Origin of the sequence: Viridibacillus sp. FSL E2-0187 (assembly GCF_038006425.1) — a bacterium.
GTDB lineage: Bacteria > Bacillota > Bacilli > Bacillales_A > Planococcaceae > Viridibacillus > Viridibacillus arvi.
In genome coordinates this window covers 2095630-2119177 of sequence record NZ_JBBOVG010000001.1, presented here as the reverse complement: position 1 = coordinate 2119177, position 23548 = coordinate 2095630, and the positions used below count along the sequence as shown (strand labels likewise).

24 protein-coding genes and 2 pseudogenes are annotated in these 23548 nt (G+C 34.8%); 21 read left to right on the top strand and 5 right to left on the bottom strand.

Going from position 1 to position 23548, the window contains the following annotated elements; translation table 11 throughout:
* Window positions 1-54: 54 nt before the first annotated feature.
* Entirely contained in the window at window positions 55-915 is an 861-nt protein-coding gene (locus tag MHH85_RS10255) for a metallophosphoesterase family protein (RefSeq protein WP_340706959.1), read from the bottom strand.
* An 850-nt stretch (window positions 916-1765) separates the two neighbouring features.
* Between MHH85_RS10255 and MHH85_RS10250 the strand changes: the two genes are divergently transcribed.
* Window positions 1766-3382: an extracellular solute-binding protein gene (locus MHH85_RS10250; protein ID WP_340706958.1), complete on the top strand. Its 1617-nt coding sequence runs from the start codon at window positions 1766-1768 to the stop codon at window positions 3380-3382.
* 135 nt (window positions 3383-3517) lie between these two features.
* Here MHH85_RS10250 and MHH85_RS10245 read toward each other — a convergent pair whose 3' ends face one another.
* Complete coding sequence (locus tag MHH85_RS10245) at window positions 3518-4051, bottom strand: GNAT family N-acetyltransferase (protein ID WP_340706957.1); 534 nt, start codon at window positions 4049-4051, stop codon at window positions 3518-3520.
* A gap of 211 nt (window positions 4052-4262) precedes the next feature.
* On the opposite strand from MHH85_RS10245, the gene MHH85_RS10240 reads away from it, so the two are divergent.
* From MHH85_RS10240 to MHH85_RS10230, 3 genes are all read left to right on the top strand, one after another.
* Window positions 4263-5090 (top strand): DNA alkylation repair protein, encoded by an 828-nt coding sequence (locus MHH85_RS10240; RefSeq protein ID WP_340706956.1) that lies wholly within the window; start codon window positions 4263-4265, stop codon window positions 5088-5090.
* Between the two features lie 232 nt (window positions 5091-5322).
* Complete coding sequence (locus MHH85_RS10235; protein ID WP_053415221.1) at window positions 5323-5544, top strand: transcriptional regulator; 222 nt, start codon at window positions 5323-5325, stop codon at window positions 5542-5544.
* Window positions 5541-5906 carry a hypothetical protein gene (locus MHH85_RS10230; RefSeq protein ID WP_340706955.1) on the top strand — a complete coding sequence of 122 codons (366 nt, stop codon included), beginning with the start codon at window positions 5541-5543 and terminating at the stop codon, window positions 5904-5906. The genes MHH85_RS10235 and MHH85_RS10230 overlap by 4 nt, the downstream gene beginning before the upstream one ends.
* Window positions 5907-6215: 309 nt before the next feature.
* Here MHH85_RS10230 and MHH85_RS10225 read toward each other — a convergent pair whose 3' ends face one another.
* The 3 genes from MHH85_RS10225 to MHH85_RS10215 form a co-directional block, all read right to left on the bottom strand.
* On the bottom strand, window positions 6216-6410 hold the full coding sequence (locus MHH85_RS10225) for a hypothetical protein (protein WP_340706954.1): 195 nt from the start codon (window positions 6408-6410) through the stop codon (window positions 6216-6218).
* Between the two features lie 25 nt (window positions 6411-6435).
* Complete coding sequence (locus MHH85_RS10220) at window positions 6436-6657, bottom strand: hypothetical protein (protein WP_193739455.1); 222 nt, start codon at window positions 6655-6657, stop codon at window positions 6436-6438.
* A 301-nt stretch (window positions 6658-6958) separates the two neighbouring features.
* On the bottom strand, window positions 6959-7243 hold the full coding sequence (locus MHH85_RS10215; RefSeq protein WP_193739456.1) for a translation initiation factor 2: 285 nt from the start codon (window positions 7241-7243) through the stop codon (window positions 6959-6961).
* A gap of 389 nt (window positions 7244-7632) precedes the next feature.
* Between MHH85_RS10215 and MHH85_RS10210 the strand changes: the two genes are divergently transcribed.
* The 17 genes and pseudogenes from MHH85_RS10210 to MHH85_RS10135 form a co-directional block, all read left to right on the top strand.
* A complete protein-coding gene (locus MHH85_RS10210; protein ID WP_340706953.1) occupies window positions 7633-7935 on the top strand; it encodes a hypothetical protein in 303 nt (100 codons plus the stop codon).
* A 251-nt stretch (window positions 7936-8186) separates the two neighbouring features.
* Window positions 8187-8354 carry a hypothetical protein gene (locus MHH85_RS10205; RefSeq protein WP_193739458.1) on the top strand — a complete coding sequence of 56 codons (168 nt, stop codon included), beginning with the start codon at window positions 8187-8189 and terminating at the stop codon, window positions 8352-8354.
* Between the two features lie 511 nt (window positions 8355-8865).
* Window positions 8866-9507: a 2OG-Fe(II) oxygenase gene (locus MHH85_RS10200; RefSeq protein WP_340706952.1), complete on the top strand. Its 642-nt coding sequence runs from the start codon at window positions 8866-8868 to the stop codon at window positions 9505-9507.
* 11 nt (window positions 9508-9518) lie between these two features.
* Window positions 9519-9835, top strand: a pseudogene (locus tag MHH85_RS22280) (hypothetical protein); the annotation flags it as partial.
* A 496-nt stretch (window positions 9836-10331) separates the two neighbouring features.
* Window positions 10332-11354, top strand: a complete 1023-nt coding sequence (locus tag MHH85_RS10195) for a LacI family DNA-binding transcriptional regulator (protein ID WP_340706951.1) — start codon at window positions 10332-10334, stop codon at window positions 11352-11354.
* 104 nt (window positions 11355-11458) lie between these two features.
* Window positions 11459-12610: a Gfo/Idh/MocA family protein gene (locus tag MHH85_RS10190; protein WP_053415228.1), complete on the top strand. Its 1152-nt coding sequence runs from the start codon at window positions 11459-11461 to the stop codon at window positions 12608-12610.
* A 27-nt stretch (window positions 12611-12637) separates the two neighbouring features.
* Window positions 12638-13639 (top strand): ABC transporter permease, encoded by a 1002-nt coding sequence (locus MHH85_RS10185; protein WP_193739460.1) that lies wholly within the window; start codon window positions 12638-12640, stop codon window positions 13637-13639.
* A 12-nt stretch (window positions 13640-13651) separates the two neighbouring features.
* Window positions 13652-14530: a carbohydrate ABC transporter permease gene (locus MHH85_RS10180; RefSeq protein WP_053415230.1), complete on the top strand. Its 879-nt coding sequence runs from the start codon at window positions 13652-13654 to the stop codon at window positions 14528-14530.
* A gap of 33 nt (window positions 14531-14563) precedes the next feature.
* On the top strand, window positions 14564-16180 hold the full coding sequence (locus MHH85_RS10175) for an extracellular solute-binding protein (protein ID WP_193739461.1): 1617 nt from the start codon (window positions 14564-14566) through the stop codon (window positions 16178-16180).
* 70 nt (window positions 16181-16250) lie between these two features.
* Entirely contained in the window at window positions 16251-16925 is a 675-nt protein-coding gene (locus MHH85_RS10170; RefSeq protein WP_340708150.1) for a YesL family protein, read from the top strand.
* The gene (gene nagA / locus MHH85_RS10165) at window positions 16922-18115 is read left to right on the top strand and encodes an N-acetylglucosamine-6-phosphate deacetylase (protein WP_340706950.1); all 1194 of its coding nucleotides are present in this window, start codon (window positions 16922-16924) and stop codon (window positions 18113-18115) included. The genes MHH85_RS10170 and nagA overlap by 4 nt, the downstream gene beginning before the upstream one ends.
* 65 nt (window positions 18116-18180) lie before the next feature.
* Window positions 18181-18912, top strand: coding sequence for a GntR family transcriptional regulator (locus MHH85_RS10160; protein WP_193739464.1), 732 nt, complete (start codon window positions 18181-18183; stop codon window positions 18910-18912).
* Between the two features lie 74 nt (window positions 18913-18986).
* Complete coding sequence (locus MHH85_RS10155) at window positions 18987-19829, top strand: class II fructose-bisphosphate aldolase (protein WP_193739465.1); 843 nt, start codon at window positions 18987-18989, stop codon at window positions 19827-19829.
* A complete protein-coding gene (gene pfkB, locus MHH85_RS10150) occupies window positions 19826-20755 on the top strand; it encodes a 1-phosphofructokinase (protein ID WP_340706949.1) in 930 nt (309 codons plus the stop codon). The genes MHH85_RS10155 and pfkB overlap by 4 nt, the downstream gene beginning before the upstream one ends.
* 16 nt (window positions 20756-20771) lie before the next feature.
* On the top strand, window positions 20772-21788 hold the full coding sequence (locus tag MHH85_RS10145; RefSeq protein WP_340706948.1) for an SIS domain-containing protein: 1017 nt from the start codon (window positions 20772-20774) through the stop codon (window positions 21786-21788).
* A 17-nt stretch (window positions 21789-21805) separates the two neighbouring features.
* Window positions 21806-22699 (top strand): ROK family protein, encoded by an 894-nt coding sequence (locus MHH85_RS10140; protein ID WP_340706947.1) that lies wholly within the window; start codon window positions 21806-21808, stop codon window positions 22697-22699.
* A gap of 296 nt (window positions 22700-22995) precedes the next feature.
* Window positions 22996-23441: pseudogene (locus MHH85_RS10135) on the top strand (transposase); the annotation flags it as partial.
* Window positions 23442-23548: the final 107 nt, after the last annotated feature.

The following is a 23548-nucleotide window of genomic DNA, read 5'->3' as shown; positions in this document are numbered from 1 at the left end:
TTTTGAACCAACAAATAATCGAGAGAGTAGCTTACCATTGATGGAAGTGCTAACTTATAACATTATTTTATGATCAAATTCTTGAATCCATTGCTTGTTCGCAAAGTCACGTCCCGCAATTTGGATGCTATCGTGGAATACTTGCACATACAGCCCTTGACTTCCATCTGAGTTCACTACTGTATCTCCACCTTCTCCATCAGGGCCCCATGTATTATAAATTGCTCCTGTACTAACGAAAGTTGTTTCCTGTTTCACTAACATATTTGGGTTACGAAGATCCCAATGAGAATGCCCTGCAAAGAGAAAAGCGTGTTTCAATTTTGCTAATAAATTTCTTACTTCTTTATCTTGTATAACACCATTTTGATAATATTCTAAATCTGTTTCGTATGTAGAATAAGGTAGTGGCTGATGTAGGAATACGAAAACAGGCTTGTTATCCTGTTTCAAAGCGTTTACTTTCTCTTCTAACCAGTTTAATTGTTGCTCGCTTAATACAGCTGAATCTTTTGTAGGGCTACCAATAGGACCCCAACTCTCCGTTCCTAAAAAAAGAAAAGGATATTCGTGTATCATTGCATCATCATATACGTTTTCAAGGTTACTGAAATTCAAAAAACGTTGAATGGAAGGTTCATTTCCATCATTTTTGAAGAATTCATGATTACCAATTGTATAATACGTCTGTTCTGGATGAGGATTTTCTTCGATGATTCTTTTGAAAATTTCATAGCTTTTACTTTCACCATTATTTACTAAATCACCATTAATAATTAATGCCTCTACCTCAGGATTTACATCATTCATATCTTGTAAAGCAGAAGCAAGTTTCTGTTGAGACACTAAATCAAGCTCAGTAAGCTGAATATCACTGACTACAAAAAATGAAAATATAGGTTGTTTACTACTCATAGTATGTATCCTCCTTGATAATCAATTGTCGATCTTGCTCTTGTGAATGACTTCATTACTAATCAATGAATATTGCTATTTTCTGTATTAACTAATAGAAACTAATATTCAAATATAGATTTAGGCTTAGAAAGCCACATAATAATAATCCTTCCACAATGTAGTCTGCTGAATCAGTTATCTGGTTGAAGAAAAAATGAAAAATGAAAAGAGAGTTAGACTGTTTTAAAATGCTCAGTTTGTTTAGTTTTGAAAGACAAAAGGTCATTAGTTAGAATATTCAATTTAATAGTAACACCAAAAGTTATAGTGTCAACCCATTCAATTTTATTGTTGAAGGGGGAACATAATCAATAAAAATTCATTTAGCATTTTAGGCAATCACTATAATCTTTATCAGATTCAATAACAAATAAAAATCTAGAGGGGCATAAAGTCTCGAGTTGAATATTTGGGAAATTATGTTGACTATTGGTATATTTGACTATATATTATTTGTAGTCACAATATTCTGATTATAATTAAACGTTCTGGTGTTTTTTAATAAAACTTATACCTACAACCCGTTAGTGGTATATGTGAAATGAAAATGTTTACTAAGTTCTGTTTTTAGTAAATGAGAGTATCGTTACATATTTACTTATGCTTCATAGACAAATACATATGTAAGATCAACCAGTTGACTTGATAAAAAAATAGCGATTTCGAAGAGAAATTCTCTCAACAATGAAGAAGTGCTAGAAAACCTATTCGTTGCACCTTGAGTTACAATAGTATTTTTTCTAAAGGTGTTACGAATGGGAAATTCAAAGGGTAACAAGGAAAAGAGATAAATGAGGGGGAGATTGTATTGAAGAAAGGGTATTTTGCAGGTATTGTAACAAGTTTATTACTAACAACTAGTATTTTAGGAGCTTGTTCAAGTAATGAGGGAGCAGATGGTAAAAGTGAGAATGTAAGTAACTTAAATAAAACGGGCATGCCCATTGTGAAAGAAAAGATAGAGGTTGATGGATTTGCTGCAAAGCGCTTTTCTTCACAAGATTGGAGCAAGCTTATGCTTTGGGATGAGTATGAGAAAATGACGAACGTTGAAGTAAACTGGGAAACCGTTTCTACAGAGGTATTGTCTGAAAAGCGAAACTTAAAGCTTGCAGCTGGGGATTATCCTGAATTTTATTTTGCTTCGGCTTTTCCAAAAACAGACTTAATTAAATATGGACGACAAGGTGTATTTTTGCCCTTAAATGACTATATCGATAAGTACGCGCCAAATTTCAAAAAAATACTAGATGAATATCCGTCGATGAGAAAAGGAATTACTATGGCAGATGGGAACATTTATGGATTCCCTGCAATTTACGATCCGAACTTTGAAGCCTTACATCTTGGGACACCTTGGATCATGCAAGAATGGTTGGACAAAGTAGGGCTGAAGGAACCTGAAACGCCTGATGAATTATACAGAGTATTGAAAGCATTTAAAGAAAAAGACCCGAATGGCAATGGAAAAGCAGATGAGCAAGGATGGGGTGGAGGAGATGGTATTGCTCCATTCATTGACTATTTACGAGGGACATATGGTTTGAATAAACAAGGGACTATGAACAAAAACCTCGACTTTAAAGAAGGTACTGAAGAATTCCGCTTTGTTCCTGCTACTGATGAATACAAGGAATTACTTACATTCTTGAATAAACTTTATACAGAAGGCCTAATTAACAAAGATGTGTTCACGACTGAATCCTTACAATTTTCTACAGAATCGTCTAAAGGGGTCTATGGAATGCTAAGTGAGATTGACCCAGCAACATTACTGCAACTTGATGGTTATGTTGGTGTGCCAGTTCTTAAAGGGCCAGCAGGAGAGCGTGCATACAATGCAATGACGAACGGTCTTGGAAACTTAGGTATGTTTGTCTTAACAGATAAAGCAAAAAATCCAGAAGCAATGGTTCGCTGGATGGATTACTTTTATGGAGATGAAGGTAATAAGATGTTCTTCATGGGTTTCGAAGGTGTGACATATGAAGAAAATGCAGATGGAACAGTTAACTATTTAGATAGCATTACAAATAACCCTGACGGCAAAAATTTAGACCAGGCGGTAAGCGAGTACTTGACTTGGCCTGGTGGATATTACCCTGGAATCGTCAGAAAGCAATATTTCCAAGGAGCTGAAGGAAAAGAAGCTTCTGCAATAAATGCTGAGAAAGCGAGACCATATCGTATAAAAGATGAAGATATTCTTCCAGGACTAAACTATACATTGGAAGAGACAGACAAGATTAGTACTATTACTACTGATGTTCAAACATACGTAGACGAGATGACAGCCGGATTTATTACTGGTAAACAAGATTTTAGTAAATGGAATGATTACAAGAAATCACTTGATAAGATGGGAGTACAAACTTATCTTGAGGTTTCTCAAGAAGCATACGAACGTATGAAAAAAGAAAAGTAAAATGAAAGAACGCATACGAAGTTATTACTTTGTATGCGTTTTACTATGTAGTATTAAAAATGTTCAGATTGTATTGTAAAGTCATTTTATTGAGTTCTCAGTACAATAATCATCCATTTTATTAAGGTCTAGTTATTAATTTTTCACTTTAAAATCTTTAAGAAAATACAGAACTAAATCATCATCATTTTCACATTTTGTATATTGTTCTAATTGTTCTTCCTTATACCAAACGCCGGAACCATCAGGAATATACCCTCGTTTTACATACATGCGTTGAGCAGAACCATATCCATAATGCAATCCAACCGCAAGTGAAACAAAGTTAGTTTTCTCTTTGGCAAGTCTCTCTGCTACATCCATCATTTTGTTGCCAACACCTTTATTTTGAAATTTAATAAGGACATTTAGGTCAACGATTTCCGGTATGTTTTTATTTGCAAAAGGACCAATTTCAGTGTTTGGAAGTAATGTAACGTATCCAGCAACTTCATTGTTTACTTCAGCAACTATTACAGACCTTTCATTCTTCTCCTGCTGATTGCAATAGTTATTAAATAAATCAGAAGGTTTCTCCCAATTTTGCTCCGCGAACGCAGTGACAAACTTTTCTACATCGCTTTTCAGCATTGAACGAATAAGAACACTATTATCTTTATGATATATCATTATTATCCACCTTTCTCCAATTCTTGTTTTATATAAGTGATTGTTAATAGTTTATCTTGTTTTACTGAAAATTTCTATTTATTAAAATATTACCAAAGGTGTGAGGTGATAAGATTTTTTAAATAGTTTACAATAATATTATTGTAAAATTACCTTATTTTTATATTAAAGGTATAATTAGGGTTATTTTTGATGAAAAGGAGGGTGTTAAATGCTTGTTAGTGAAGACATTTTAAACAGAAAAGGTGCCAGAAAGGCTAGTGAAATCCCCAATGAAGTTCTAGAATTACTTAATCAAGGTGAAATAGAGAGTGTTAATTTAACTGAATGGCTTTCAATTGATCATAGGTCATTAGTAAAGAGTATTTTACCAGCGATTGGTTTAGAAGAAAAAGTTGAATTTGTCATATCTGAATTAGAGCAACAAGAAGCCCACTCTGGCATGAAAGCTATACGTATGACAGGAGCTTTGTTAGATAAAGTGATGGAAGGACAAATCGATAGAAAAAGGGAAGAAATCATTATGAAATGCTCCACTCATATGTCAGATAGTGTAAGGTGTTGGGCAACATTTATGAATAAAACTTCTAATGACTCATTAGAATTTAAATTGGAGTATATTGAGCCATTCGCAGCAGATCCTCATTTTGGTGTTCGGGAAATTGCCTGGATGTCTATTCGAGAAAACCTTACAGAGAACATAGAGCTGAGTGTGAATTTGTTAGAGGAATGGGCAAAAAGTGATGATGAGAATATTCGCAGATTCTCAGTTGAATCTATTCGTCCACGTGGTGTATGGACGAAGCACATTGAAACACTAAAACAAGATCCTCACAAAGCCCTCCCTATTCTTAATATACTCAAATCAGATTCCTCTAAGTATGTTCAAGATTCTGTTGGAAACTGGTTAAATGATGCTAGCAAAACCCAACCAGAATGGGTAATAAACGTGTGTGAAAAGTGGGAGAAAGATTCAAATACTAGGGCAACGAGTAGAATTATTAAAAAAGCCAAGAGAACAATTATGAAGGATAATTAAATTGAAAATCATATGCTTTCAACTCAATATCCTAAAGGCTAATTATTTGCCCCTGTAAAACAGCTTTCTTACTCAAAGTTGCCAAAAGTGGAATTAGCAAATATAGAGTGGATATTTGCAGTAGAAAAGAAATACATAGTCTGACCAGTTAGTGATTAAAAGCTAATTGGTTATTTTTTTATTTGAAATAAGAACAAACGTTCTGTATAATAATGAAAAAGGAGTGAACATAGTGAAAGAGCAGCTAATCAAAGCCATGCAGCGCAATCAAATTATTGATTTAATGTATATGTCGAAAGGTGGAGAGATAACTAAAAGGCGTGTGAAAATCATTAAAATGACCGATGGAATCTTCCAAGCTTATTGCTTTGTAAAACATGCTAAAAGAACTTTTATCATAGAAAATGTTCTTGCTACTAGTCCAGTAATTCGAAAAGAGAATGAAGTTGTATGATCCATCAAGACCCACAAATTCATATTCATAATGCAATAATATTAGAACTTACACTTCGCACCTTAGAACGTGATAAAAAACATATGGATTCGTTAAAAACAAATTTTGCTTTTAAAGAGTGGATTGATCAAGAGTTAAAAAATTTAACGAGAGATCTAAGAGATGTGAGCCGAACATTGGGTATGCATGGCATGAAGGTATTGGAAGGTATAAAGGAAATTGACGAATATTTCGTTGCTTATACTGTTAAGACTCGAGGAAATGACAAGGAATTACGTTACTCTAAAGTAGCTTTAAGAAATCAAGTAAATGAAGAAGTAAAGAAAAGACTAGGATTGGAATATAGAGGGCAACAGAGTTAAATTACTTAACTCAGTCGAAATGTAATAATAAAAGTAACTATAAAAAATAATTACAGAGTGAAATTCGGCATCCTTCGGGGTGCTTTTTTACTGTAGTAAAAAAAAATATTTAACTAATACTTATTGAATGTTTAATATTCCTTAATTTGAGGGCGTAAATTGGCACCACCCCAACTATGTTCAATTATTAACTAAAGGCTGTTTTCGTATAGCTTGTTGCTTTTGGACTATACTCTTAAAAGGTTTATATAATGGGGGTCAAGGAGTCGTTCAAGTATGTGGGAAGATGTTTATGAAGAGTTCAGCGAATTAATCTTTTTTATCTTTTCTAACTTTTACAGCAACCATTATACAGACAAACGCTCCCATAAAACTTGAAGAAATTGCAACAAAAGTACAGTTATCTATTTCCAACACCCCCAACACAAAGTTAAATCCAACATCTATAATAAATTTTATAGTTATTTTATCAAAATAGATGATTTTTAGAAAACAGCCTAACAAAAAAACACCCTATATGGATGTTTTATTAATATAATTTTTGGTTATGGCAAGGTGGGAATGCATTGATATCTTGAATCATGTGGAAGTCGTATTGTTTGAGGGCGAATTGTGCTTGATATAGGTATTCTGTAACAAGAAGTTTTCCGCCAGATACACCACACAAAATACCTGAAGTCCCTTGACCATTTGTGAATGAGATTCCAACAGGTTGACCTATTAAGTACCCAATTTTATAATGCCAATGCATAATTTTCAATCCTTTTTGCACAGTATATGTTTTTTGAGTTACTAGGTGCCTGTACGTTTTAAGATTTTATAAAAGAGAGGCATTGGATGTTTGCTAAGGGGCTATGTACTAATGCAACGACCTTTGAAGTCGAAGAAACAAAAAGAGAATGAAATTGGTTCTGTCTGATTGTAAGCTAAAGAAAACAATTGAAGAAACTGAGGATGAGAAATTTCAAATTATTTTGGATAAACAAGAAGAGGTGCAGTAGAACAACTGAAAGTTTACGAAAATATTCAATCATACAGTAGAATTTTTCATACTATTTCCTATAAGGTTTCTGTTTATTAACTTGATACTTTAGTTTTTCTAATTCAGTTGTTAAATAATCAATTTGCTTTTGCATATTTTTATTATCTTCCTTATTCTTTTTATCATTATTTATTTCTTGTCGTTCTGCCTCTAATGCAAGTAATGCTGAAATAGTGGATATGGTATCACCGAGTGTAGATACTATTTCTCCAAGGACGGCTAGCTCAGCTGCCTGAAGTGCTAATTGATCGCTATTATCTTGACCTTGACCTAAGCCTTTATTATTTGCATTCAAACTTTTAGCCTCCAGTAATCAATGTCATATCATAACTATTTTATGCTACATGTATTTTTTTATGAAGGATTAGCAGTGTATCTAATTCTCATTTAGGAAATTTATTGCAACAGGAAATTAATTATTAATAGTATCTTTTACTATGTTCATCATTACTAAGTGATCGCAAATAAGCGTAAGTTATTGCCATGTTTAAAAAAACATTTGTTAACAGGTTAGTTGAAGAAAAACGGGGAACCTCGACAGATGAATGTTTCCTAATTACTAAATAAAAATCAACATTTAAAAGTGTCGAAGTAATCAAGTTATATTTAACTGATGGATGTTGTGATTTACATCACAGACATGGAGTCTTTTACAACTTATAATTAGTGTGGGAGGCGAATATTATGTTAGATATCGATTATTTAGAAGATGAAGCATTTGAGAGTGTCGAAGAAATTATTAGCCAATTTATCGTGAAAATTAGTGATCAGAAGATTAAAATAAGAATTACTAAAGACGCAAATGGACATTTTCAATTTGTAAACAGCCATTACTATCAAGGAAGTAAGCAAGCAGATCCATATATTGCATATGTAACAAATTTTCCTTCTGAAAAAATAGCCATAATGAATGCAAAATTACAAATAGCTGGGTCTTATGATCCAACAGATAAAAATGGTATTTGGATAGAAAATGATTCCTTTTAAAACTGAAGCATCCTTATGGGTGCTTTTTATTTTGCTTTGATACAATGATACATTCGATATGGTATACCCATTAAACTTGCAGATAAGATAAAGGCGCTCGACTTTTTAACGTAGCTTATGGATTTGTTGAAACTAAAATAAAATTAATGGCTGATAAAAATTTTAGAAATTCAGAAAAATAAGAGGGTTTCATTAAAATACCTAGAATATTACAAAAGAGGAATAAAATACTATAAATGGAGGTTTTGTTGATGAAGAAGAAAAAATCGCTGTTTACGATCGCTGGTGCATTATTAGTTTTGAGTTTATCGTTTGCTGGAAGTGCTGGAGCATCTCTACCACATCATTTAGGTGACGGTGGAGGGGGAGTTGCTCCACCGAAATGTGATAGTAAAGGTAACTGCCCAATAAGACCATAACTATAAAGAATAAATGAGTATCCTTCGGGATGCTCTTTTTTATTGGAAAAAGAAGTTTATATATGTGTGTTTTGGTGATTGTAAGTTAAAAATCAATAGACTTATATATTAGCATTAAAAAAATGAAAAGAGAGGTAAATAATCCTTTATATTTCATTTAAATAGAATGATTAAATCGTAATAAATTGAGTTTCTTCTATACTCAAGAGTTCATTTGTAAGAAAGGTCGTATGCTTGAAGAACGTATCGAGCAAATTCAAGTTTGCTTGATTCAAATTATTTAAAGAACAAGTCAATGACGGCCTTGAAGAAACATGCGAGGCATTGTTCGTAGAGTCCTGTATTCTAGCGAATTATATGAACCTTGATTCTTAATTGAATCGAGGTTTTTTATGATGAAGTATAAATAAAACGGAACAGCACTCGTTTTTTTTTTTTTTTTTGAAAAAACTGAATATAGAGAAAAGTGTGATATATTGATAATATCCAATCAGAGATGGGGAAAAGAAAAATGGGAGATCAAACGGTTAAACATAAGGAACTAACGATTTTTAAACACATTGGAAACACAATTGTAACAGAAGATCGAGAAATCCAAATTATTTCAAGATTGGAAGAGCCTCTTATTGTAGTGTTAGCAAATGTATTAAGTAATGAAGAATGTGAAACGTTAATTGAAATGTCTGAAAATAAAATGAAACGTTCTAAAATTGGAGTTTCGCGCAAAATAAATAACGTTCGGACGAGTAGTGGTACGTTTTTAGAAGAATGTGAGGCCGTTACTAGAATCGAAAGACGAATCGCTTCAATCATGAATGTTCCTGTTGAACATGGAGAAGGGTTACATATTTTAAAGTACACAGTCGGCCAAGAATATAAAGCACATTATGATTTTTTCGCAAAAAACAGTGAAGCAGCAAATAATAATCGTATTAGTACCCTTGTCATGTACCTAAATGATGTAGAAGAAGGAGGAGAGACTTTCTTTCCAAAACTCAACCTTTCTGTATCTCCCAAAAGAGGAATGGCGGTATATTTCGAATATTTTTATCAGGATACATCATTAAATGAGCTCACTCTACATGGTGGTGAACCTGTTATTAAAGGTGAAAAATGGGTTGCGACGCAATGGATGAGAAGACGTTCGTATTAAGATAACAATTTATGGCGATTTTTTTATCATTTTCGACTTCTTGTTTATTTAAGAAAAGGGCACAATTGTGGAGACTCATTCATAAAAAAGAATACTAAAAACTATTAGCCAGTGGCGCCAAAGGGCAGGGATTTTCGTTCATCATAGGTGGCGCTACAAAGGCTAGTATTAGGCGTAATATCCTAAACGATATGGAAACTGTCATTGGTAAGGAATTGAAGACTGAACAAGGCTAATGCAGATGCTTTGAAAAAGGCCGTGGCTTACTGCTACACGCTCATTACTAAAAGAAGGTACAGCACTTCATGATTCATTCGTGAAGGAAGTTACAGAACAATTCAAGAAGGTTAATATCGTTAAATACTATGCGGGCTTTGACTGGTGTTATAATAAAATCGCCAAATACGATTTACAATTATTATAAAATACGTTTAATTATTATAAATAAGATATAAATTTAAACAGCCTTTTTAAGGTTTTGATAATTGAAGAATCAGTATAATTAAAACGTATAAATACGCTGATAGCTATAGTTTTATATTGTTTTAACATTAAACAACCCAAGAGTTTAAAGACTGGCTTAATGATAAATTATGTTAATAAAGTAAATAAAAAAATATATTGACAATTAATATTCAGGATTATATATTGTATTTAGTACCAATTTTCAGAATATAAAAAAGGTATTGAAATTTTTTTAATTTAACTTGTACCTACAACCTGTTGACCTAATATAAGGTGAGTAAAAAATTTCCTATACTACTATAAAATATGTTGTATAATAATAGGAATTGAAAACGGTTGCAAGGGAATGAGGTACAAAAATGGTTAGATTAAAAGAAATAGCGGAACATGTTGGTGTTTCAATTACGACAGTTTCACGCGTCATTAAAAATGATCCCACACGGAATGTGAACCCTGATACAAAGAAGAAAATATGGAAGGCAGTTAAAGAGCTAGGTTATATACCAAATGAATATGCAAGACAACTTGTATCATCTTCAGCGCAAGAGAAGAAACATACAAAGAGGATCGCATGGCTCGCAAGTTCGCGTTTAGCGGAGACTAACCCTTACTTTTCTAAAATTTATTCAGGTATTAACGAAACCTTAAATGATGCGGGCTATACTTTATTGTTGATAAGCAATGAAGATTTAGAAGATGATGTACTTTTTCATCAAATAATCCGAGAAAAAGAAGTAGATGGTGTATTACTGATTGATAAGGTTGACGAAGAAAAACTCACTGAAATTAAGGATTTAATTCCAGTTGTTGGCGTTGACTTTAACTATAGTGATCATGCAATTTCTACTGTGGATTACGATAGGGAAGAAGCTGCGTATCAAGCTGTTGAACATTTAATTACAAGAGGTCATGAAAAAATTGGTTTCATCGGCGGTGGAATTGGAATTGAAATGACGAAAGAAAAACGTTACAAAGGCTTTAAAAAGGCAATGAATGATTTTGAATTAGCAATTGAAAAGCACTGGATCATTAATTCTGATTGGTGCATGGAACAAAGCTATCTGGCAGCAAAAAAAATATTGAGTGAGACAAAAAATAACCGTCCAACCGCAATTTTTTGTGCAGGTGATTTACTTGCCATAGCAGCTATGCGGGCTGCTCATGAACTTGGACTTAATATTCCAAGTGATATTGCATTCATAGGAATTGATAATAACGAAATGGCCCAATACATTGTTCCTGCGTTAACAACTATATCAGTTCCACAATATGAAATGGGTGTAATAGCAGCAAAAACGTTAATGAGTCAAATCGAAGATAATCCGAATATGGCCTTAAAAACTTTATTACCATTCGAATTATTAGTTCGCCAGTCTACATAACAAATCGTAAATTAATTTTTAAAACTCTTTAGGAAAACGTTTTCCGGAAATCAGGAAATATTCCCCCGTTATTTAAATAATTAAAAAATAGATGAGGTGTAAAAATGAAAAAAGTAAGAATTGGTGTCATTGGTGCAGGTTTACGTGGTGGACTTGCTCAGTATTGGCATAAACCAGATGGTGAATCAGAAGTTGTTGCACTTGCTGATTTATCTCAAGAACGATTAGATAAGTTTCAAGAGAAAATCGGCTCACCGTTATTTTTAACAAAAGATTATAAAGAATTATTGACTCGTGATGATATCGATGCAATTGCAGTATTGTCTCCAGATTATTTACATGAAGAACATGTAATTGCGGCTCTTGAAGCTGGAAAACATGTGTATTCTGAAAAACCACTTGCTATTACGGTCGAAGGTTGTGACCGAATTATTGAAGCTTGGGAAAAATCAGGAAAGCATTTAATGGTTGGGTTCAACATGCGTTATATGAGCATGTACCAAACTATGAAAGACATTATTGACTCAGGTGCTATCGGCGAATTGAAAACTATTTGGGTTCGTCACTTCGTAGGATTTGGTGGCTATTTCTACTACCACGATTGGCACGGGAATTCAAAAAATACAACTTCTCTTCTATTACAAAAAGGTTCGCATGACCTTGATGTTATTCATTGGATTTCAGGTAAATATGCGACAAAAGTTTCAGCATTTGGTTCACTTGATTACTACGGAGGGGACAAGCCAAACACTTTAACATGTCCTGAGTGTGATCTAAAGAATACGTGTCCTGAATATGTTCCTCATACATTTACAGAATGTGCTTTCCGAGAAGAAATCGATGTAGAAGACAACAATATGCTTATTATGGAACTTGAAGGCGGCATTAAGGCATCCTATCTGCAATGTCACTTTACACCAGATTATAACCGTAACTATACGTTCATCGGTACAGAAGGTCGTATAGAGAACGATGATGTAAACGACAAAATATACTTAAAAACACGTAAAACTAACACTGTGAAAGAGTTTAGTAATGTAACATACGAAATGAAACCAGAAGAAGGAAGTCATGGCGGAGCAGATCCGAAAATTGCACAAGATTTTGTTGAATTAATCTTACGCAATAAACAACCACTTACAACTCCATTTGCTGGAAGAATGAGCGTAGCAGTTGGATGTGCAGCTACAGAGTCTATCCGTTCGGGTGGTAAAGTAGTCAACATTTCTCAAGAATCTACTATCGTACACAGTTAATAAGTTTGTAAGAAAAGGGGTGTGACCATGACTAAACTGGATGAAGGTGTAGGTTATGTAGATGAAATAGAGAAAAGTGAAATAAAGAAGCCATTAAAAAATAGACCGAAAGTGAAGAAAAGTGCTCGAATTGAATGGAAAAAATCATTCAAGAAAAACTGGGAACTTTATCTATTACTTACACCTGTTATTTTATACTTTGTTGTATTTCATTACTTTCCTCTTTATGGTCTGCAGATCGCATTTAAAGATTTTATCGCGACAAAAGGGATTTCGGGGAGTCCTTGGGTAGGATTAAAACACTTTGAGAGATTCTTTGATAGTTACTATTTCTGGAGACTTATTAAAAACACTGTAGGAATTGGAGTATTCACGCTATTAGTTTCATTCCCGGTTCCTATCATTCTAGCTCTTATGCTAAATGAAGTAAAAAGCTTACGATATAAGAAATTTGTTCAAACAGTAATTTATGCTCCGCATTTCCTATCAACAGTTGTTGTCGTTGGGATGCTTCTATTGTTCTTAAAATCAGATGGTCTTGTCAATCAAGTGATTATGTTATTTGGAGGCAATTCAATTGATTTTATAACAGAACCAGGTTGGTTTAAAACGCTGTTTGTATTCTCTGATGTATGGCAAACAATGGGGTGGAGCTCAATAATTTATATTGCTGCACTCGCAGCGGTTGATCCCGCTCAACACGAAGCAGCAATGATTGATGGTGCTTCTAAGTTCCAACGAATAATTCATATTAACATTCCGGCAATTATGCCAACAATTGTTATTCTGTTCATTTTGAATGCAGGATCAGTTATGGCTGTTGGATTTGAAAAAGTATTTCTTATGCAAAATGATTTAAATATGTCGACGTCTGATGTTATCTCAACTTTCGTATACCGTAGTGGTATCTTGGAAGCTCAATATAGTTTCTCAGCTGCAGTTGGTCTGTTCAACTCGCTCATTAACTTCATCATGCTCATCATGGTAAATCAAATTGCTAAAAAAGTGAGTGAGACAAGTCTATGGTAAGGGGTGACTAAATTGAGAGAAACGAAAACAGATCGCGCGTTTAATATATTCAACATTGTATTTCTTGCAATTGTCGCTTTACTAGTAATCTATCCATTGGTTTTTGTTCTCAGTGCATCGCTTAGTAACCCACAGTATGTATTATCAGGTGAACTGTGGTTATGGCCTAAAGAATTTACATTAGATGCATATGAAAAGGTATTCAAGAACGAGGATATTATTAATGGTTTTGTGAACACGTTGAAATATACAGTATTTGGTACTATCTTGAATGTTATTATGACCATTCTAGCTGCATATCCGTTGTCACGCAGAGATTTAAAGGGACGCGGATTCATAATGGCATTTATCGTTTTCACAATGTTCTTTAGTGGGGGGCTTATCCCTACATATTTACTTATTCGTGATTTAGGAATGTTAAATACGTTTTGGGTTATGATCATTCCGAATGCTGTTGCAGTTTGGAATATTATCATAATGCGTACGTTCTTCCAGTCTATTCCTCATGAGTTAGAGGAGTCGGCAATGATTGATGGTGCAGGGAATTTCAAAATTCTTTGGAGTATTGTCCTACCATTATCATTTCCTGTAATTGCAGTAATGGTACTTTTCTATTCAGTAGGCCATTGGAATTCTTACTTCCAAGCATTGATTTATTTGCAAGATCAAGATAAGTTCCCACTTCAATTGATTCTTCGCCAAATACTGATTCAAGGTCAAACTGATGACATGATTAAAGCAACTTCTGAAAGCTTTTTAGCTCAACAACTAAGTGTTGAAGGATTGAAATATGCAGTACTGATTGTGGCAAACTTGCCGATGCTTATGCTTTATCCGTTTTTACAACGATATTTTGTAAAAGGGGTTATGATCGGCTCACTTAAGGGGTAGCAAAGAAAAGAGATATATGAGGGGGAGATTGTATTGAAGAAGAGATATTTTGCTGGTATTGTAACAAGTCTATTATTAACATCTAGTATTTTAGGAGCTTGCTCTAGTGATGAAGGAACAACTGGAAAAAGCGAGAATATAGATAATGTTAATAAAACGGGTATGCCTATTGCTAAAGAAAAAATCGAAGTTGATGGTTTTGGAGCAAAATTCTTTGCATCACAAGATTGGAACAAACTGATGCTTTGGGATGAGTACGCGAAAAAATCGAATATAGAAGTGAACTGGAAAACAGTACAAGTTGAAGCATTAGCAGAGAAAAGAAACTTAATGCTTGCAGCTGGGGATTATCCAGAATTATTCTTTGCTTCAGCTTTTCCTAAAACAGATTTAGTTAAATACGGACAGCAAGGTGTGTTTCTACCATTAAACGACTATATTGATGAATATGCGCCAAACTTTAAGAAGATTATGGAAGAGTATCCATCAGTGAAACAAGGCGTTACAATGGCAGATGGCAATATTTATGGCTTCCCTACAATCTATGACCCGAAATTTGAATCGCTTCGAGCTGGGACACCTTGGATTAACCAAGATTGGTTAGATAAGTTAAACCTAAAAGCGCCTGAAACAACGGATGAATTATATAAAGTATTAAAAGCATTCAAAGAAGAAGATCCGAATGGCAATGGTAAAGCGGATGAACAAGCTTGGGGTGGCGGATATGGTATTCTTGAATTCATTAACTATTTACGTGGTACGTATGGCTTGAATAAGCAAGGATCTATGAACATAAACCTTGACTTTAAAGAAGGAACTGAAGAATTCCGCTTTGTCCCATCAACGGATGAATATAAAGAATTACTTACTTTCTTGAACAAACTTTATACAGAAGGTTTAATTAACAAAGATGTTTTCACAACAGAACCGCAAACGTTTTCTGCTGAAGCATCTAAAGGCAATTATGGTATGTTAAACGAAGTTGACCCTAAAGAATTGTTGAAGCTTGATGGATATGTTGGTGTACCTGTTCTAGAAGGTCCTACTGGAGAACGTGCTTATAACTCAGTTTCAAATGGACTTGGAAACCTTGGTATGTTTGTTTTAACTGATAAGGCAAAAAATCCAGAAGCTTTAGTTCGTTGGATTGATTACCTTTATGGTGATGAAGGGACGAAGATGTTCTTCATGGGCTTCGAGGGCGTAACATATGAAGAAGACAAAGATGGAAACTTCAAGTTTTTACCGGAAATCACTGATAATCCTGATGGTAAAAATATGGACCAAGCAATTAGTGAATTTTTAACTTGGCCAGGTGGGTATTATCCAGGAATTGTAAAGCAGAAGTTTTTCCAAGGTGCTGAAGGAAAAGAAAACACAATTAAAAACGCTGAGCAAGTTCGTCCATATCGTATTAAAGATGAAGATATCCTACCAGGATTGAACTATACGCTTGAAGAAAGTGATAAAGTTAGTGCGGTTATGACAGATATTCAGACATATATTGATGAAATGGCTGCAGGCTTTATTACTGGTAAACAAGACTTCAGCAAGTGGGATGACTACAAGAAGACTCTTGATAAAATGGGATTACAAGATTATCTTAAAACTGCTCAAGGAGCATACGATCGCACTAAAGGTGAAAAGTAAATTTAAAATTGCTCATACAAGGACCTCCTTGTATGAGTTTTACCCTTTAAGGGAGGTAGTATAATTGAACATGAACGGATGGAAAGGGAAGCTCTATTGGTTTGTAGAATTTGTGACGATGCTAGCTGTGCTGCAATTAATGTGGATTGGATTAGTTTTACTAGGTCTAATTATTTTTGGTATATCACCAGCTACTGTTGGTCTATTTTCAATAATGAGAAAAAGATTACATGGTCAAGATGATTTAAAAACACTTATCAAAAATTATTGGAAAGTATACAAAGAAGAGTTTATTAACTCAAATAAGATTGGTGTTATTTTAATTGGTATTGGTTATTTTTTAATAATCAATTTGAAAATTGTTTTAAATATGAGTGGTAGTTATAGTTTATTAATGTTGACGTTGATTGTCATGATTACGATTTTATATGCAGTAATGGTAATGAATATATTCCAAGTGTTTGCACATTACGACCTACCATTCTCTCGTTATTTTTCGACATCTCTTCTATTAAGTATCTCATTTCCACTCCAAATGTTAGGTTCTATTATCGGTCTCTATGTGTTGTATCGAATTTTCTTATTCATACCAGGGCTACTGCCGTTTTTTGGAATAAGTGTAACGATACTATTTCTTACATGGATGTCATCCCAAATTTTCAAGTTAAAAGGGGAATCGGATGGTTCTATACAGAACGAAGATAAAAATACTAAACAGCAATTTGAAGAAGGTACAATATCATGAAAAATATACTATTAATTAACGCAACAGTTGTTCTTGAAAAAACAATTGTTCAAAATGGATTTGTTTATATAAAAGGGGAAAAGATTGAGTCGGTAGGAGAAATGACAGATTGTCCGACATTTAGCGATGAGGACCAAGTTTTTGATTGTACCGGAAAGCAATATGTTATTCCAGGTATGATCGATATGCATATACATGGTGCTGCCGGATATGATTTTATGGATTCGACTAAAGAATCTTTTGAAGAAATAGCTTATGCACTTGCCAAAGAGGGAACAACTTCTTTCCTTGCAACAACGATGACGAATCCAATATTACATATAAATGAGGTTATTGAAAATCTTGCAAGCTATATGAAAGATAATAATCTTTCAGGTGTGGCGGAGATGCTAGGTATTCATGTAGAGGGACCATTTATTAATAAGGTACAAAAAGGGGCTCAACCGGAAGGTGCGATTCTAGTACCTAATGTTAGTTTGTTTAAAGAATGGCAAACGCTATCTGAAGACAATATTAAAGTTTTAACATTTGCTCCTGAGTTAGATAACCATTTTGAATTGCTAAAGGAACTTAAAAGTAACGGTGTCATTCCATCGATGGGCCATACAGATGGTTCATACGAAGAGTGTTTGCAAGCTATAGATCATGGAGTTGAACATGCTACGCATCTCTTTAATGGAATGAGAGGATTGCATCATCGTGATCCGGGTGTCGTAGGAAGTTCACTTTTAAATGATAATGTGTATGTTGAAGTCATTCCTGATGGTATTCATTTTCATCCAGACTTATTAAAAATGGTTGTAAAAATGAAAGGGCTTGAAAGAATGCTCGTTATTACAGACGGAATTCGAGCAAAGGGAATGTCGGATGGGGTTTATGATCTAGGTGGTCAAAGTGTGAAGGTTAATGATGGAAAATGCATTTTAACTTCTACAGGATCACTTGCAGGTAGTATAGTAACGATGAATAATGCACGTAAGAATCTTATTAAATGGCTAGGACTTACTATTCATGAACAATTACAGGTCACTTCTACTAACCAAGCTAAACGTCTAGGTTTATACGATCGAAAAGGATCTATTCAAGTTGGAAAAGATGCTGATATCGTAGTCCTAGGAGAAAATGATGAAGTGGAATTGACAATTTGTAGAGGATTAGTTGCTTTTCAACAGAAAGATGCATTCAAATAATGTCAATCTTTGTGAAATGATGATATATTGAATTTATGAAGAAGTAAGAAGAGGATGAGTAACGTATGAAACCGTTAGATCAAAAAAGTATTATTCCATTATATCATCAACTAAAGCAACGTTTAGATGCGCGCATTAGAGGAGGTGAATGGAAGCCAGGTGATAAAATCGATTCTGAAAATCGTTTAATGGAGTTGTTCCAAGTAAGTAGAAACACAGCGAAAAAAGCGATTGAAGAATTAGTTCAAGAAGGTACATTGTATCGTGTACAAGGAAAAGGAACTTTTGTTTCGAAACCTAAATTTGAACAATCACTAGGTGGTTTTTATAGTTTTAGTCGAGTTTTACAAGAACAAGGTCTACATCCAAAAGATCATGTGCTTGAAGTGAAGGAAGTCGAGCCATCAGCGACTGTAAGGCAAGGACTACAGCTTCCAGAAGGTGAAATGGTCGTTGAAATAAAACGACTACGCTGTGCGGAAGATGAACCTATTATTCTTGAATCATCATTTTTGCCAAAATCAGTTATTCAAGATATGTCCGTTTTGCATGAAGTTGGCACGTTTTCCCTTTATGATTTATTGGCTGAACGATATAATGTGATAGTTGTTCGAGCAAAAGAGGCTTTTGAACCGGTTCTAATTCGAGAGGAAGAAAGTATACTTTTAGAGACAGAAATCGGAAAGCCTGCTTTACTATTGGAACGAACAGCTTATGACACGAATAATCGCCCCGTAGAGTTTTGTATTTCAATTGTACGTGGTGATCGTTGCAGATTTTACACTGAGCTCCATTAATACTCATAGAATATTCTATGAGTTTTTAAATAATTAAAGTTAACCCAACAACCCATCTATAGGAGGATGAAATTATGTCATTAGTTACAACGAAAGAAATGTTAAAAGACGCTTACGATAATCATTATGCAATCGGTGCATTCGGTGCACACAATTTAGAAATCATTAAAGCAGTAATTGCAGGAGCTGAAGCAACAGGATCACCAGTTATTCTGCAAACTACTGCAAGCACATATAAATATGTAGAAATGCCATATATGATTGCAATGGCAAAAGCAGCTGCCGAACAAGCAAAAGTACCAGTAGCACTACATTTGGACCACGGTGAATCTTATGATGTTGTGATGGAATGTTTACGCGCAGGTTATACATCAATTATGATCGACGGTTCAAGACTACCGTTAGAAGAAAATATTGCGCTTGTTCGTAAAGTAACGGATGCAGCAAATGCTATCAATGTACCAGTTGAAGCAGAGTTAGGAACAATTGGTGGTGTAGAGGATGATCTTGAACTTGAAGAGTCTAAAGCATTTTTCACTGATCCGGTAATTGCTGAACGATTTGTACGAGAAACTGGAATCTATTCATTTGCCCCTGCATTTGGAACAGCACACGGAAATTATAAAAAAGAGCCAAAGTTGCAATTTGATTTACTAGAAGAAATTCAAAAATTAACAAATATCCCTCTAGTAATGCACGGAGCATCGGGTGTACCGGATGCTAGTTTAAAAAAAGCATTAGATTATGGTGTTGCAAAAGTGAACTTCTCAACTGAATTGAAAGACATGTTTGCAGAAGAAGTTCGAGCATTTTTCAAAGAAAATCCTAATGAAAACGACCCACGCAAATATTTCATGCCTGCACGTGAAGCGCTTATTGACTTAGTGAAAACAAAGATTGTTACTCTACAAAAATGATAACAACTATCACGTTAAATGCAGCAATCGATCAAGTGTATGAAGTTGATTCGTTAGCTGTTGGAGGTACGAATCGAGTTTCAAACATAATTCAAGAAGCGGGCGGTAAAGGGATTAATGTTGCAAAGGTTCTTAAGCGTTCTGGAGCAGACGTTACTGTCGGTGGGTTTGCAGGTGGTATAAATGGCGAGAGAATTCGCCAGTTACTTTTGAAGAAAAGTATTCCAAGTGAGTTAATTCAAGTAGAGGGTGAAAGCCGGGTCTGCTTAACAGTACTAGATTCAAAGAAAAGTAAAGTAACAGAATTACTTGAGAGTGGTCCAGAGATTACAGAGGAAGAATGGCAATCAATGCTAAATTGGATTGATGATCAGTCTAAAGATGTGAAGTGGTTTGCATTATCCGGGAGTTTACCGAAAGGTTTACCAACAACGGCGTATGCAGAACTTATTGATATTATCAATGCAAACGGAGCAAAAGCTATTCTTGATTCAAGTGGAGATGCTTTGCAAAATGGCATTAAAGCAAAACCTTATGCGATCAAACCGAATGAGTTTGAAATTGCGACAATTCTCGGTAAAGCAACTGTAAATGAAACGGATCTACTTGATGTAGGAAAACGATTTGTAGATGATGGGGTTGAGCATGTCTGCTTTAGTTTAGGAGAAAAAGGTGCGATTTTTGTCAATCAAGATGGTTATTTCAAAGCAGATGCACCAAAAGTAGAGGTCATTAACACAGTAGGAAGTGGAGATGCTTTTGTCGGTGGTTTGTTATATGGATTAGCTAATGGTGAAGAACCTTTAATAGCTTATAAAAGAGCATTAGCATGTGGTTCAGTCAACGCAATGTATAGCAAAATTGGTTTCATTGATTCTCAACAAGTTGAAGAATTAATGGCACAAATTACAATCATAAAATTATAGATTGGGGAAAAGAAATATGTATACTTATAAAGAAATAACTGGTCAAGGTGAACAACTTCAAAAAACTCTTGAGATTGTAGAGAATTTAAATCTTGAAATCGGAAATGTAGATCAAGTTTTATTTACAGGATGCGGTACATCATATTATATAGCAGCTTCTGCGGCTAAATATTTCCAAACAGTGACAGGCGTATTTGCTTCGGCAATCCCTGCATCTGAATTATTCCTTCATACATCTTCATGTATAGTACCAGGGAAAAAATATCTTATCGTTGCAATTTCAAGATCGGGAACTACTTCAGAAATACTTATTGCACTTGATCATTTAAAAGGCCATGCTGACCTTAGCACAATGGCAATTACATGTAACGGTGATACGCCGATGGCAACTGCAGCAGATAATGTGATCGCACTTGATCATATTTCTGAAAAAAGCGTCGTAATGACACAGTCATTCTCGAATATGTTGTATGGCCTACAAGTATTTGCTGCAACACTAGCAAACGCAACTCACAATTTAAATGAGTTAAAACAAATACCACAATTGGTTGCAGATGCGTTAACAAATGAAGACTTAACAAAAGTTGTTGCTGAGGATCTTACTAAAACACGCATTATCTTTTTAGGATCTGGTTCATATAACGGGATTGCGAAAGAGGCAACACTAAAATTAAAAGAGATGACGCAAACAGAATGTGAAAGCTATTCTAATTTAGAGTTTAGACACGGACCTATTTCAATTGTAGATGAAACTACAGTTGTAATCTTGATGACTCAACTAGAAACAGCAGATTATGATCAAGCGCTAGTTAAAGATATTCAAAAACTTGGTGGTCGTGTTCTTACTATTGGTACAACACCTGAAGGTTTTGAAGCGGACCATATTATTAAATTGACTGATGAAATTAGCGATTTAAATAGACATGGAATTTATGTTCCTTATCTGCAATTGCTTGCGTATCAACGTGCGATTCATCTTGGATATAATCCAGATAAGCCTCGTAACCTTACTCAAGTTGTTAAATTGGCGTAATTGGATGGTGAATGAAGATGGAATACATTTTAGCAGCCGATGTTGGTGGCACTAAATTAGCTACAGCTTTGTTTCGCAAAGATGGAACTGTTGTTGAAGAAATCGTAATACCAAGTGAAAAATATGACGGCGAAAAACTATTCCATTCACTAGTAGATTCTTTTAAGAATCTACTAGTGAATTCATGTGTGTACATGGATGATGTGATGGGGATTGCATTGGGAATTCCCGGAATTGTGGACTTTGAAAAAGGGATAGCAGTTTTTCAAAATAATCTACCTTGGAGAGACTTTCCATTAGCAGATAGATTAGCTATTGAGTTTCCCGAAACACAGATTAAAATAGACAATGATGTCTATATGGCTACTTGGGGGGAATATACGAACCGTGGATTTTCTAATGAGTCTATGGTTTATGTGACACTGAGTACTGGCATTTCTTGTTGTTCGATTCACAGAGGAGAGTTTTTACGAGGCGCAGGCATGGCAGGAGAAATTGGATTTAGCCTAACAGACAATCCAGAGACAACGCTTGAACCTCTAGTTTCTGGTCCTGCATTGGAATCAAAAGGGCGAGAACATTTTAATAATCCTACATTGCAATTACATGAAATGATGGAATTATACTATCAAGGTGACGATGCAACAGTCTCTATCATAAACGAGGCAGTTACTTCATTAGCTAAAGAAGTACATCATATTATGGTCTTTTTAGATCCGCACTGTATCGTTCTTGGCGGTGGTGTTTTCAATCATCATCCAGAGCTGATCAAGGCAGTTAAGAATGAGGTCAGAAAGCACCTTAGCCATCCATTATTAAAAGGCAAAGAAGAGCGTATTGAAGCGAGCGTGTATAAAGACGAAGCCGTATTACGTGGAGTTGCTTCAACGATAATAGATGAAAAGAGATAAAAAATTAAGAGGTTGGGACAAAACAACTAACCTCAAAAATGATAAGCCTCGAAAATTTTACAATTAGTAAAATCTTCGAGGCTTTGTTTTTTAGTTTACTTCGTAGCCGTTGTTCTCCGCTACGGCGGACGCTTTCCGCGGGCACGGCTCCAGCCTTCTCCCTCGCTTCGCTCAGTCCGAGTGCTTCCGCTCGTGCTGTTCCCGCTGGAGTCGCCGCCTTCGCTCCGAACAACTAATGAAACACGTCTATTTCAATTAAATCTATTCATAATTTCAGGCATAAAAAAAGACATCTTCGGATTAAATTTAAGTACTCTTACAAAAAATTAACACAGAAAGTGAAACAAGTGTATGAGTGGATTACACGCAAACAGAAGTATGAAAGAGGTTTTGAGATTTTTGGCACACGTAATAGTTATTCAAAAATGGAAAATGATGCGACATCTATGCGCATGAAAGATGACTACATGCAAAACGGACAACTAAAGGCAGGATATAACGTGCAAGTTGCGACGGAAGGACAATTTACGTTGGCGTATGGCGTTTTTCCTAATCTAACAGACATGAAAACACTTATACCATGCCTTGAGCTGCAATTTATCGTAAACGTAAAATTGACATAGAACCAGTTTTTGGATTTCTGAAGGCTAATTTAGATTTCACGCGATTTTCTGTTAGTGGAAAATCGAAGGTTGATAACGATATTGGTCTCGCATTAATGGCCATAAACTTAAGAAAATATGCGGTACGCGGATAATCTTCCATCATATATTGTCAAAATTAAACGCAAAAATCGAGATTGCATCATGCAATCTCGACTTTTTACGTGAACTGAAACTATTTATGTCC